Source organism: Pseudomonas sp. Snoq117.2 (genome assembly GCF_900110545.1).
GTDB lineage: Bacteria > Pseudomonadota > Gammaproteobacteria > Pseudomonadales > Pseudomonadaceae > Chryseomonas > Chryseomonas benzopyrenica.
In genome coordinates this window covers 19,043-32,193 of record NZ_FOED01000002.1, presented here as the reverse complement: position 1 = coordinate 32,193, position 13,151 = coordinate 19,043, and the positions used below count along the sequence as shown (strand labels likewise).

The window sequence follows — 13,151 nt, the reverse complement described above, 5'->3', positions numbered from 1 at the left end:
ACCTGCGGGCGATCCCGATCAATCCAGTGCGGGGAAGGGCAATCCGACGTAGTTTTCCGCAAGGGTCGTGCGACCCGCTCTGGAATCGAGCAGTGCCTGGAGTTCGGCGTCCTGCACCCGCTGGGTGAAGGCATCGGTATCCGGAAAGCGGTGCAGGGCGGTGGTCATCCACCAGGAGAAGCGCACTGCCGCCCAGATCCGCTTCAGGCAGAGCGCCGAGTAGCGTTCGAGGCAGCTGGCATCGCCGCTGCGATAGGCGCGTTCCAGCAGCAGGTGCAGATTGCGCACGTCGCCCAGGGCCAGGTTGAGCCCCTTGGCACCGGTGGGCGGGACGATATGGGCGGCATCGCCGACCAGGAACAGCCGGCCGTACTGCATGGGTTCGACCACATAGCTGCGCAGCGGGGCGATGCTCTTTTCCAGCGAGGGGCCGGTCACCAGCTGGGCCGCCGTCTCGGCCGGCAGGCGCGCCTTGAGTTCCGCCCAGAAACGCTCGTCCGACCAGTTCTCCACCGAATCCCCGGCTTCCACCTGCAGGTAGTAGCGGCTGCGGGTCGCCGATCTCATGCTGCACAGGGCAAAGCCGCGCGGGTGATTGACGTAGATGAGTTCATCGGCGGCGGGCGGCGTATCGCTCAGCAGACCCAGCCAGCCGAAAGGGTAGACCCGCTCGTATTCGGTGAGTACGCCGTCGGGGATGCTGCGGCGCGAGACACCGTGGAAACCGTCGCAGCCGGCGATGTAGTCGCAATCGATGCGCAGGGTTTCACCGGCGACCTGGCAGGTGACATAGGGGCGCTCGCCCTTGAGTTCGTGGGGCTGGACCTCGCAGGCCTGGTAGAAGGTAGGGGCGCCGCTGGCCTGGCGGGCGGCCATCAGATCGCGGGTCACCTCGGTCTGGCCATAGACGGTGACGCAGCGTCCGCCCAGCAGATCGTTCAGATCCAGGCGCTCGCGCTGGCCGTGGATGGCGAACTCCACGCCTTCATGCACCTGGCCTTCCTGTTCCAGCCGCTCGGCGACGCCGGCCTGGCGCAGCAGATCGACCGTGCCCTGTTCGAGCACGCCGGCACGGATCCGACTGAGTACGTGGTCGGCGCTCTGGCGCTCGACGATGACATTGTCGATACCCGAGCGGGTGAGCAGCTGGCCCAGCAGCAGCCCGGAGGGGCCCGCGCCGATGATGACGACTTGGGTGCGCATGGAGTCTGTCCTCTTGTCTGGCGTGATCGCCGTTTTGTTATGGGGCTCCGGTATTTTTGGACGGTTTTCGCCGGTATCGACAGCGACCTTTCCGATACTTTCTGGTACTTTTCAATGATTCGTGCGGCTATCGCCCAGGGACTGTCGATGACCACTGCCTTGCCACCCATCTTCAAGCTGTATGGCGAGGCCCAGGCCTGGCCGGCGCCGGACCTGCTGCACTGCGAAACCATCGAGAGTCGCAGTCGGCTGCATGCCTGGCATATCGAAACCCATCGCCATGCGGATCTCGCGCAACTGCTCTATGTGCGCACCGGCGGGGTGCGTCTGCAACTGGAAGACTGGCAGGGAGAAAGGCGCGGACCGCTGCTGGTGGTGCTGCCGGTGCTGTGCGTCCATGCCTTCGAATTCGAGCCCTCGGTGGAGGGCTTCGTGATCACCCTGCCGGTGCCCCAGCTGGAGCGCCTGAAGCAGCGCTGCCAGAGAGCCGGGCAGGGGCTGTTCCTCGGGGCCGAGTGCCTGGCCCTGACAGGGCCGGATGCCACCTGGATCGATCAGTTGGTCGGCCAGCTCGTCGCCGAGTACGAAGGGCACAAGCCGGGGCGCGAGGTGGTGCTCGAAGCCTTGCTCGACAGCCTGGCGATCTGGCTGCTGCGACAGCATCGCCAGGAACAGGGCGCGACCCTGCCACGGCGCGCCGAACAGCACCTGGGACGCTTTCTGGCCCTGGTGGAGCAGCACTATCGCGAGCACTGGAGCCTGGGGCGCTACGCGGCGGCGCTCGGGATCTCAGGCGTGCACCTGAACGGCCTCTGCCGGCAGCTGGCCGGCGCCTCGGCGCTGGCCATCGTGCACCAGCGCCTGCTGCTGGAGGCGCGCCGCACCCTGACCTACACCCAGGCATCGGTAGGCGAGATCGCCGACGCCCTGGGCTTTGCCGATCCGGCCTACTTCGCCCGGTTCTTCCGCCGTGGCACCGGCCAGAGTCCGCTCAACTATCGGCGTCTCGCGGGTCAGCCGCAGCGCTGACGGCCAGGCTATCGGCTGCCGCCAGGGTTTCGCCGACGCGTGCGGCCAGGGCGTCGAGATTGAAGGGCTTGGTGATCAGGGTCATGCCGGGGTCGAGATAGCCTTCCAGGTGCGCCCCCTCGGCGTAGCCGGTGGCGAACAGCACCTTGAGGCCAGGGCGGCGCTGTCGCGCGATCTCGGCCAACTGGCGGCCATTCATGCCTGGCAAGCCGACATCGGACAGCAGCAGGTCGATGGGGCGCCCGCTTTCCAGCAGCGGCAGGGCACCGCGGGCGTCTTCGGCCTGCAGGGTCGCGTAGCCCAGCTCCCTGAGCAGGTCCACCACCATCTGCCGGACCACGGGCTCGTCTTCCACCACGAGTACCGTCTTGCCCGCGCCCTGGGCCGTGACCGTGGGAGCGGCCAGCCGGGGTGGCTCGACATCGGCGCCCAGGTAGCGGGGCAGATAGAGGCCCACGGTGGTGCCCTGGCCCGGCAGGGAGTCGAGGCGGACATGACCCTTGGACTGCTTGGCATAGCCATAGATCATCGACAGCCCGAGACCGGTGCCCTGGCCGATGGGCTTGGTGGTGAAAAAGGGGTCGAAGGCCCGCGCCATGACTTCGGGCGGCATCCCGGTACCGTTGTCCGCCACCAGCAGCGCCACGTAGTCGCCCGCGCTCACGGCATCCAGGCCGTTGCCGCTGTCGGTCAGATAGACATTGTGGGTTTCGATGCGGATGTTGCCGCCATGGGGCAGGGCATCGCGGGCATTGATGACTAGGTTGAGCAGGGCGTTTTCCAGCTGGTGCCCATCGGTCAATGCCTGCCAGAGGCCCCCATCCAGATCGAGCTCCAGCACGATGTCACCGCGCAGGCTGCGCAGCAGCAGCTCCTCCATGGAACGCACGCAGTCGTTGACATGGATGGGCTGCAGATCGAGTGCCTGGCGCCGGGAAAAGGCCAGCAGGCGCTGGGTGAGGGCAGCCGCGCGTTGGGCCGAGGTCAGCGCCGAGTGCAGATACTGGTCGAACTTGTCCTGGCGACCGGCTTTCTGCTGCCGCTGCAGCATGTCGAGACTGCCCATGATACCAGTGAGCAGATTGTTGAAATCGTGCGCGATGCCGCCGGTGAGCTGGCCCACCGCCTCCATCTTCTGCGCCTGGCGCAGTTGCTCCTGCAGCTCCTGCTGCTCGGTGACGTCACGCCCCACGGCGTAGATGAGATCGTCCTCGGCGCTGGCCGTCCAGTCGAGGATGCGATAGCTGCCATCGCGGGCACGCACCCGCGCCCTGAGGCCCGCCGAGCCCTGCTGGCGGCCCAGGCAGCGCAGGGTATCGAAGACCTGGCGCTGATCGTCGGGATGGATCAGTTCGGTGAGCTGGACGCTGGCCAGATCGGTCTCCCGCCGTCCCAGCAGGCGGGCGGCGGCGCTGTTCACGGTCTTCACCTCGCCATCCGCCCGGCAGATCACCATCAGGTCATGGCTGATGCGCCACATCCGATCACGTTCGCGGGTGCGCAGCTCAATCTGCTGTTCCAGCTCCTGGCGCGAGCGGGTGAGGACTTCCCGCGCATCGACGATGCTCTGGATGTCGGTGCAGGTGCCGAACCATTGTTCGATGCGCCCCTTGGCGTCGCGCACCGGCTGGGCGCGGCCGAGCACCCAGCGATAGCGCCCCGAGCGGTGCCGCAGGCGGTATTCGATATGGTAGGGCTCGCCAGTGCTGAGGCTGTGATGCCAGACCTTCCAGGTCCGTTCCTGGTCGTCGGGATGAAAGACGTTGGCCCAGCCTTCGCCCTCCGTGGAGCCTTCCGGCACACCGGTGAACTCGTACCAGCGATCGTTGAAATAGAAGTGGTGGCCGTCGGGTCGCGTGGCCCAGACCATCTGGTCGATGGAATTGATAATGGCGCGCAGCTGCGCCTCGTTGCGGGCCAGTTCCTGGGCCTGGCGGCGATGTCCGCTGATGTCGATGAACAGCACCGCGAAGCGATCGCCAGGCAGCTTGTGGGCGCGCACCTCGTACCAGTGTTCATGCTGCAGGTGCAGCAGGATGTCGAACTGGATGAACTCCGCATCGCCATTCATGAAGTCGATGTAGGCGGGCAGCAGATCGGCCTCCAGTTGCGGCAGAGAGGCACGCAGGGTCCGCCCCAGGACCTGATCCAAGGGAATGCCCGTCAGGGTGGCAAAGACCGGATTGACCTCCAGGAAGAGGAAATCCTCCATTCGGCCACTGGCATCGCGGATCGCCTGGGCCATGTAGAAGCCCTCGCGCATGCCGTGGTACAGCTCCTGCAGCCAGATATCACGCTCGGTGATGGCAGCTTCGTTGAGCTTGCGTTCGGTGATGTCGTAGCACACGCCCAGGTAGCGATCACTGCCGTGGCTGGCCATCAACTGGCCGCGCCGACCGAGCCAGCGTTCTTCGCCGGTATCGGCGCGGCGGATGCGGTATTCGAGATAGTCCAGGGCGTCGTCGCCCGGCGTCGCGGTGAGGGTCCGCAGGCTGGCGACATCATCGGGATGCAGTTGCCGGACCAGTTCGTCGAGGGAATAGCTACGTCGAACCGGGAGGCCCCAGAGCTGGCAAAAGCCCGAGGACACCAGCAGCCGGGCTTCCCCCGGCAACAGTTCGAAGGTGCCGACACGGCCGACCTCCTGGGCCAGCCGCACCCGTTCTTCGGCCACCAGCTGTTCGGTGCGATCCTGCAGGACGTGCACGAAGCCGAGCGTTTCTTCGGCGTCCTTCAGCGCCGTGGTGGCGATTTCCACCCAGCGCGGCGTGCCGCCCTGAACCGCGATCCAACCCGCGCCCTGGCCATGCTCGTCAGCCAGGGCCTGGTGCTGAGCGGTGGTCAGGAAGGCGGCATCGCGGCCCGCCGTCAGCAGCTCGATGAAGCGCTGACCCTGGGCTTCGCCGGCTGACCAGCCACACAGCAGTTCGGCCCCCCGATTCCAGCGCTCGATGCAGCCCTGGCGGTCGGTGATGACCAGGGCATGGGAGGTCAACTGCAGGAGCGCCTGCTGTTCGAGCAGAGAGATCGGCATGCGGGGATTCCATTCAGCGAGCGGGCGTGTGGCGAGCGTTTCCTAGGGCTTGCTGAAAAGTCGCCGAGCGCAGGCACTTTTCAGACAACGCCTAGGCTTCGATACCCTCGCTCAACTGGACGTTCAAACTACGCAGGGCATTCCAGTACTCAGGATAGGTCTTGCCGACGCATTCGGGGTCCAGGATGCGGATACCGGCTATTTTCAGGCCTGCGAGGGCGAAGCACATGGCGATCCGGTGGTCGGCATGGGTCTCGATCACGGCATCGGTCCGGGTGCCGGCCAGGGCGGGATCCGCCGCCACCAGCAGGTCATCGCCCTCGACGCTGGCGAGCCCGGCACGAATGGCGTTCAGGCCATCGTGCAACGCTGCGACCCGGTCGCATTCCTTGACCCGCAGGTTGGCCAGGCCTACGAAGCGCACGGGCGTCTCGTTGAAGGCGGCCAGCACCGCCAGGGTAGGGATGGCGTCCTGCATCTGCGAACCGTCGATGACCGCCGGCAGCCGGGGGAAGGCGGCGATATGGTCATGGGCCTTGGCATCGGGCTGGGTAAAGGCGTCATCGGCCACGCCCAGGTCGATGGCGCCCCCGGTCAGGGCCTGGGCCGCCCAGAGATAGGTGGCGGCGGAAGCGTCCGGCTCGATGAAGTAATCGCGGGCGACATAGCCGGTCGGGGCCACCCGCCAGGTGGCGGCGTCCAGTTGCTCGACCTGGGCACCGAAGGCGCGCATCGCCTCGACGGTCAGGTCCACATAACCGCGGGCACCGATGTCGCTGCCGCGCAAGGCGACATCCACCGGTTCGCTGCCCAGCGCTGCCAGCATCAGCAGCGCCGAGACGTATTGGCTGGAAAGCCCGGCATCCACCTCGAAGCGGCGAGCGGTGAGACGTCCCTGACCCGTGACGGTCACGGGCGGGCAGCCGCTAGGGGCCTCGACCTGGATGCCGTTGGCGCTCAGGGTTTCCAGCAGGGGACCGATAGGCCGCTTCTGCATATAGGCATCGCCGGTGAGGGTGACGGCGCCATCGACGGTGGCGACCGCGGCGGTCAGAAAGCGCACCGCAGTGCCGGCATTGCCGAGAAACAGCGGTGCGGCCGGTTGCTGCAGGCGCCCGGAGCTGGTCACCACGAAGGTGGTGGCATCGGGCTCGTCCACGGTGACACCCATCTGCCGCAGGGCCTCGGACATGTGGCGAGTGTCATCGCTCTTGAGCGCGCCGGTCAGGCGACTGGTGCCCTTGGCCAGAGCCGCTAGCAGCAGGGCGCGGTTGGTGATGGACTTGGAGCCGGGTGGGGCGATCCGACCATGCAGCGCGACGTTGGGCGGGGTAACGGTGATGTAGGGTCTGGCGGACATGGGGGCTCCAAGCAACTTCGCGACGGCCGAAACGGCGGATCGTAACAAGGCCGCCATGATGCCATTTCAGGCCTCCCAGACCAAAGTGTCCATTTATTAATACCACCCCTATATGACTGATCAGCCTTGCCTGATACCTCCTATGTCACGAACAAGTCATCAAGGCGGGGTAGTGCTAACGGTTTTCCGCCAGAGGCCGCCGCCACCATGTCCCTTATTCGTCCCGATCGTCGTCGTGTTCTGCAAGGCCTGGGAGCCACGCTGCTGTTACCGGCCCTGGGCCAGCGGACCTGGGCCGCACCGGCAGGGCGCCCGGGCATACCCGATGGTGTCCAGGCGGGTGATGTCACCGAGGGCCGGGCACTGATCTGGAGTCGTACGGATCGCCCGGCGCGGCTACTGGTGGAGTGGGATACCCAGGAAAGCTTTCGCACGCTACGCAAAGCGGCGGGGCCGATCACCACGGCCGCCCAGGACTACACCGCCCGTATCGATCTGGCAGGGCTGCCCGCCGATCAACATATCTTCTACCGGGTGCGCTTCGAGGACCTAGACAGCGGTGCGCTCAGCGAGCCCATCATCGGCCACTTGCGCTCGGCCCCCAGCCAGCGCGGCGACATCCGCTTCGTCTGGGGTGGTGACACCGTTGGCCAGGGCTTTGGCATCAACCCTGACATCGGCGGCATGCGCATCTACAACGCCATGCGCGAGCGGCGCCCGGATTTCTTTCTGCACAACGGCGACACCATCTATGCGGACGGCCCCGTTCCGGCGCAATTGACAGTGGAAGAGGGACGCATCTGGCGCAACCTCACCACCGAGGCCAAAAGCAAGGTCGCGGAAACCCTGGACGAATTCCGCGGCAACTATCGCTACAACCTGATTGACACTCACCTGAAGAGATTCAATGCCGAGGTGCCCCAGGTATGGCAGTGGGACGACCACGAGACAACCAACAACTGGTCGCCGAGCAAGACGCTGGACGAGCGCTACCAGGTCAAGGACATCAATGTCCTGAGTGGTAGGGCACGCCAGGCCTTTCTGGAGTACGCACCCATGCGCGGCGTCTCGGCAGACGGGGCAGGGCGCATCTACCGCCGCATCGCCTACGGCCCCTTGCTGGATGTCTTCGTGCTGGACATGCGCAGCTATCGTGCCGGCAATGACAGGAACCTGGGTGACGAGGAGGGCGGTCAGGGTGCCTTCCTCGGTCAGGAGCAACTCGACTGGCTGAAGAAGAAGCTGCAGGCGTCCAGGGCGACCTGGAAAGTCATCGCGGCCGATATGCCCATCGGGCTGCAGGTCCCGGACGGCAAGGATGCGCAGGGCCAGGCGCGCTGGGAGGCCATCGCCAATGGCGATCCCGGAGCCCCCAAGGGGCGCGAGCTGGAAACGGCCGATCTGCTGAGCTTCATCGCAAGGCAGGGGATTCGCAATACCGTCTGGCTTACCGCTGATGTGCACTATTGCGCCGCGCATCACTATCACCCGGACAGGGCAGCGTTCCAGGATTTCGAACCCTTCTGGGAATTCGTGGCAGGCCCGCTCAATGCAGGCAGCTTCGGGCCCAATCCACTGGATGCCACCTTTGGTCCCGAGGTGGTTTTCCAGAAGGCACCGCCCCAGGCCAACACCTCGCCGCTAAGTAACTTCCAATTCTTCGGCGAGGTCGAGATCGACGGGAAGACCGCCGAGCTGCAGGTCACCCTGAGAGATCAGGACGGCCGTCCGCAGTTCAGCCAGAAGTTGCAGTCGGTCTAGATCAATACCACCCCTATACAGGTACTGCTGCTAGGATATCCCTCTGCAAGGTAATCAATAAGAAGGGTGAAGTTCGTGCAAATGCTACAATCTGGTAGATATCAGGCTGGAGTTGGCTATGCACGAAGACATCAAGAACGCGTTCGAAGACCTCAAGCTGAGCATCGCGACTTTCAACGAGCGCTGGCCAGGCAAGGTGGTGGCTGCCCGGGTCTGGCGGCTGCCTTTGTTGGCGCAGCAGCGAGTGCCGGATCACATCGCCGCAGAGGCTTTCGAGGGCAGCGCCGCGGTGGAGCTCACCCGCGACGCCTTGCTGGCTTTCCACCTGCAGCCAGGGCAGGCACCAGGCACCGTCAGTCGCTTGCCAGGCTATATCGCGCTGGCCGAGCCGTTGATGGAGGAGATCCTGGCCATCAATAGCTGCAAGGCGGCCTTCAGTGCCGCCATCGAGCAGACGCGTCTGGAGCTGGAACTGGCGCCCGAGGCGCGACCGCGCATCATGCGCAAGGCGCTGGGAGGGGCCTTCAATACCAAGCAGCTGATCCGCAAGGTGCACGGCTTTCCCGATCCGGTCCGCCAGCTGACCTTCACCTGGGCCGGTCATACCGCCGGAGGAGAGCGGGTAAAGGTGTCCAAGGTACGGGAACAACTGAAAACCCTGGCCATGGCGCGCGCCGACCGCGAGCGAATCGCCCTGGATCGCACCCCGGAATGGCAGGAACACCAGGCGCTCAATCGCATGGCGGATGACGACATCCTGGTCCGGCACAAGAAGATCGCCCCGCATCCACGGGCGATGCTCTGGTTCGGTGAGGAAAGCCGTTATGACGCCATGATCCACGCGAACCTGCCGGTCTTCGTGGTACCGACCGAGGACGGCATGCAGGTCGTCGATCTGCGCGATTTCGACCGTACCCAGCGCGGCGCGCTGCGACCCGACATCAAGCCGCGTCGTGAGGTCCTGGCCACGCGGCTGCTATACCTGCCCACCGACAATCCGGAACGTCCCGCCGCTCAGCGCAACAACGAGGCGACCCTCAAGCGCTCGACCTACAGTCGTTGAGGGTCAGTGGCGTTACCGAGGAGATGAATGTCGTAACCAGATCCTTCGCCGCCGAGTGAAAAGGTAACGAAATCCTCCGCAACAACTGCGTGAACGCCGAGCCCGAATCTATGAAACCTAGAAATTTCAATGGCTTATGAATGTTGGCACGGCGAGTGCTTTATTACTGGCACAAGAACAATAAGATGCGCCGCTAACCGCCCACAACAAGAACAAGACGGCCAAGGCTCGCGAACCGATCATTTTGGAACTCGCCAGAGCGACCAAAGTAATCTGTTCACTTCCCACCTCCTTGGTGGGGCGTACCAAAGATCGATGACGTTGACGTCCGACAACAAGAACAAGAGGACAGCAGACGTACTTGAACAGGGGAGCCTTAGGGCTCCCTTTTTTCATGCCTGCCAAAACGCTCCAATACCACTTGCAAGACGTCAAGCAGCCACATCTAGCCCCGCCTGCCTTAAGCCCATCCCCCCGTCCTGAGAAAGCGTTGCTCTTGGCCGGTGCTCCCGTCCTTGTTGGCCTATGCTCACAGGAAGGGCGTCGCCAGAGAGGCTGACGACACGGCTTGGCTGGAAAGGGGAGCGGGTACTGGTGAGTTTGAACGTGATGGTAGTGGGAGCGTATGGAAATTTCGGCTCCATCATCAGCCGCCGTCTGGCGCGAGTGGACGGGATCGAGCTTGTGCTCGCAGGGCGCGGAGCGCAGATAGCCCAGTTGGCGCAGGAACTAGGCACCCGATTTTGGCAGGGCGATGTGCTCGGCACTGACTTCGCCAAAGCGCTAAGCGCGTTCCAGGTCGGACTCGTCATTCACACTGCGGGGCCTTTTCAAGGGCAGGACTATGCGGTGGCCAGGGCCTGCATAGCCGCGGGCGCGCATTACTGTGATCTATCCGATGCACGGGAATTCGTCGCGGGCATCACCCAGCTCGACGAGTCCGCAAGGTCTCGCGGCGTGGCCGTGCTCAGTGGCTGCAGCTCTGTTCCTACGCTGTCCGCCGCCGTCATTGAGGCTTTTCTCGCGAAGGCAGGTGGCGGTTTTTGCGCGCACAGCCTGCGCTACGGCATCACGTCCTCTGCCAAGATGCCCGGGCTTTCCACCGTCCAGGGCGTACTCAGCTATGCCGGACGTCCCGTTCCCCAGCAACGCAATGGACGGCTGGAGCAGGTGCCTGGCTGGTATGGCCTGCAGTGGGTATCCATAACAGGCATGCGTGGTCGGCGTCTCGTGGCCAACGTGGATGTGCCTGACATGGCGGTATTTCCAGAGCGCTATGGTCTTCGTGACGTCTGCTTCAAGGCCGGTCCAGGTCTCGCCTTGGGCACCTTCGCCAATCATCTGTTGGCACGCGCCATACGGAGTGGACTCATCAGCCGACCTGATGGCATCGCCAGCAGGCTGCATTGCCTGGGCCGCCGGTTTGAGGCTTTTGGCAACGGTAAAAGCGCCTTCTATCTGGAGCTGGGCGGTGTCAAAGGTGAGCAACCATCGCGCTACCGTTGGGAGCTTCTGGCTACGCACGACAAGGGCCCGCAGATACCCTGCTGTGCAGCCATTGCCTTGGCTTGCAAGATGGCAACAGGCTTCCAGCCCACGCCAGGCGCTCGCGTCTGTGTGGGCGAAATAGATCTGCAGGAGTATCTGGAGGCGATAGGGCCTTCGTTCATCACGGTCACGGAGTGGTCGCGATGACCTATCTGGTACTGAAGTACCTGCATATCCTGGCCGCGGTGTTCCTGTTCGGATTCGGCATGGGCTCCTACCTTTATCTGATCGCTGCCACACGCAGTCGTATACCTCAGGTCATTGCCCAGGTCGCACGCATGGTGGTGTTCTTCGATACCTGGATCACCACACCCGCCGGCTTTCTGCAGTTGGGCACAGGCATCGCATTGGTCACGCTGATGGGATTGTCGGCATCCTCCGGCTGGGTATTCGGCTCACTCCTGGTATTTTTCGCCGTAGGAGCGCTCTGGTTGCCGGTGCTCTGGCTGCAGGGGCGAATGCTGAAGCTTGCACGGCAAGCCTCGGAGCGCGGCGAGGCGCTTGGCCCGGATTTTCAGCGAGCCTACAGACTCTGGTTCTGGATGGGTGTCGCCGGCTTCCTCGGGATGTTCGTCATCCTGCTGATGATGGTCACCAAGCTCTATCCCCATCAGCTGCTGGCGTTGTATCGCTAGGGATTCACGGTCCGAGTTTGGCGCATCCCGCGTCCTTGATCTATCGTGTGCGCAGCCCATCAGCCGCGGATACCTGTCCATGAGCCTTGCGAAGACCTTGCCTGCCCAGTGGCTGAACGAACCGACTCACTGGTCCGATACGGATGGTCTGCTGCACATCAGTACCGATAGCGAAACCGACTTCTGGCAGAAGACCCAATACGGCTTCGAGCGTGACAGCGGGCATTTCCGCGGTTATGCGGCCGGTGCGGATTTCACCGTGCAGGTACGGATCACCGGGACCTTCACCGAGCTGTACGATCAGGCTGGCCTGATGGTACGGCAGGGTAGCGATCGCTGGTGCAAGACGGGCCTGGAGATCAACGATGGCATCGCCCATCTGGGCAGTGTCCTCACCCTGGGGCATTCCGACTGGGCCCTGGGGCCGATGCCCGATGCCGTCCGCGGCTTCTGGCTGCGCATGACGCTGCATGGCGAGGTGCTGCGCCTGCAGTATTCCCTGGATGGCCTGAGTTGGCCGCTGTTGCGGCTGTGTCGATTCGCCAGCGAAGAGGGTGCGGACCTACGAGTTGGCCCCTATTGCTGCTCGCCGCAGCGCGAGGGCTTGGAGGTCAGCTTTGCCGACCTCCAGATAGGGCCGGCGATCGTCAAGGAACTGCACGACCTGAGCTGACCGAGCGGCGATCAGCTCATCCAGTTGCCGCCGTCGACGTTGTAGGTCTGGGCCACCACGAAGTCGCTGTCACTGGACGCCAGGAACAGCGCCATGCCGACCAGGTCCTCGGCGGTTCCCATGCGGCCGTAGGGCACGGCTTCGCCGACCAGGCGCTTCTTCTCGCCGAGCGGTCGCTGCTCGTAGTGGGCGAAGAGGGCGTCCACGCCTTCCCAATGCTCACCATCGACCACGCCCGGGGCGATGGCATTGACGTTGATGCGGTGCTTGATGAGGTCGAGGCCGGCCGACTGGGTCAGGCTGATCACCGCCGCCTTGGTCGCGCAATAGACCGCAACCAGTGCTTCGCCACGACGCCCGGCCTGACTGGCCATGTTGATGATCTTGCCGCCATGACCCTGGGCGATCATCTGCCGGGCAGCGGCTTGCAGGGTGAACAGGGGACCGGCCACGTTGATGGCGAACAGCCGGTCATAGCTTTCCCGCGAGATCTCGACGATGGGTGCCAGGTCGAACAAAGCGGCGTTGTTGACCAGGATGTCGAGCTTGCCAGCGGTAGCGACCACTTGGGAGATGGCCGTGTCGATGGAGGCCTGGTCGGTGACGTCCATGGCCAGGGCATAGGCGCGCTCGCCCAGTTCCTCGGCCGTTTCGCGGGCTCTTTCGATATTGATGTCGGCGATGGCCACCGTCGCGCCTTCTTTTAGGTAGGCCCGGGCGAAGGCCTTGCCGATACCGCGTGCGGCGCCGGTGATCAGCGCGCTCTTTCCTTGCAGTCTGTTCATGGTCTGGCTCCAATCGAGAGACTGACCGCGCGGTGCAGTGCGCGATCATGTCCTGGATAA

General features: G+C 64.2%; 10 protein-coding genes. 6 read left to right on the top strand and 4 right to left on the bottom strand.

Annotation, left to right across the window (positions count from 1 at the left end):
* Window positions 1-18: 18 nt before the first annotated feature.
* Window positions 19-1,203 carry a 4-hydroxybenzoate 3-monooxygenase gene (gene pobA, locus BMZ43_RS06075; protein WP_093251076.1) on the bottom strand — a complete coding sequence of 395 codons (1,185 nt, stop codon included), beginning with the start codon at window positions 1,201-1,203 and terminating at the stop codon, window positions 19-21.
* Between the two features lie 114 nt (window positions 1,204-1,317).
* On the opposite strand from pobA, the gene BMZ43_RS06070 reads away from it, so the two are divergent.
* Window positions 1,318-2,232, top strand: coding sequence for a helix-turn-helix domain-containing protein (locus BMZ43_RS06070; RefSeq protein WP_093251071.1), 915 nt, complete (start codon window positions 1,318-1,320; stop codon window positions 2,230-2,232).
* Here the strand turns inward: BMZ43_RS06070 and BMZ43_RS06065 are convergent.
* Together BMZ43_RS06065 and aroA are read right to left on the bottom strand one after the other, a co-directional pair.
* Window positions 2,195-5,266 carry a hybrid sensor histidine kinase/response regulator gene (locus BMZ43_RS06065; RefSeq protein ID WP_093251068.1) on the bottom strand — a complete coding sequence of 1,024 codons (3,072 nt, stop codon included), beginning with the start codon at window positions 5,264-5,266 and terminating at the stop codon, window positions 2,195-2,197. The genes BMZ43_RS06070 and BMZ43_RS06065 overlap by 38 nt on opposite strands.
* A gap of 91 nt (window positions 5,267-5,357) precedes the next feature.
* On the bottom strand, window positions 5,358-6,626 hold the full coding sequence (aroA, locus tag BMZ43_RS06060) for a 3-phosphoshikimate 1-carboxyvinyltransferase (RefSeq protein ID WP_093251062.1): 1,269 nt from the start codon (window positions 6,624-6,626) through the stop codon (window positions 5,358-5,360).
* Window positions 6,627-6,833: 207 nt separating this feature from the next.
* Here aroA and BMZ43_RS06055 point away from each other — a divergent pair, with 207 nt between their 5' ends.
* From BMZ43_RS06055 to BMZ43_RS06035, 5 genes are all read left to right on the top strand, one after another.
* Window positions 6,834-8,387 (top strand): alkaline phosphatase D family protein, encoded by a 1,554-nt coding sequence (locus BMZ43_RS06055; RefSeq protein WP_093251060.1) that lies wholly within the window; start codon window positions 6,834-6,836, stop codon window positions 8,385-8,387.
* Window positions 8,388-8,505: 118 nt separating this feature from the next.
* Entirely contained in the window at window positions 8,506-9,450 is a 945-nt protein-coding gene (locus tag BMZ43_RS06050; RefSeq protein WP_093251058.1) for a DNA replication terminus site-binding protein, read from the top strand.
* 594 nt (window positions 9,451-10,044) lie between these two features.
* Window positions 10,045-11,145 (top strand): saccharopine dehydrogenase family protein, encoded by a 1,101-nt coding sequence (locus BMZ43_RS06045; RefSeq protein WP_093251056.1) that lies wholly within the window; start codon window positions 10,045-10,047, stop codon window positions 11,143-11,145.
* A complete protein-coding gene (locus BMZ43_RS06040) occupies window positions 11,142-11,633 on the top strand; it encodes a DUF2269 family protein (protein ID WP_093251054.1) in 492 nt (163 codons plus the stop codon). The genes BMZ43_RS06045 and BMZ43_RS06040 overlap by 4 nt, the downstream gene beginning before the upstream one ends.
* Before the next feature lie 79 nt (window positions 11,634-11,712).
* A complete protein-coding gene (locus tag BMZ43_RS06035) occupies window positions 11,713-12,306 on the top strand; it encodes a DUF1349 domain-containing protein (protein ID WP_093251050.1) in 594 nt (197 codons plus the stop codon).
* 11 nt (window positions 12,307-12,317) lie between these two features.
* Here BMZ43_RS06035 and BMZ43_RS06030 read toward each other — a convergent pair whose 3' ends face one another.
* Window positions 12,318-13,091: an L-iditol 2-dehydrogenase gene (locus BMZ43_RS06030; protein WP_093251047.1), complete on the bottom strand. Its 774-nt coding sequence runs from the start codon at window positions 13,089-13,091 to the stop codon at window positions 12,318-12,320.
* Window positions 13,092-13,151: the final 60 nt, after the last annotated feature.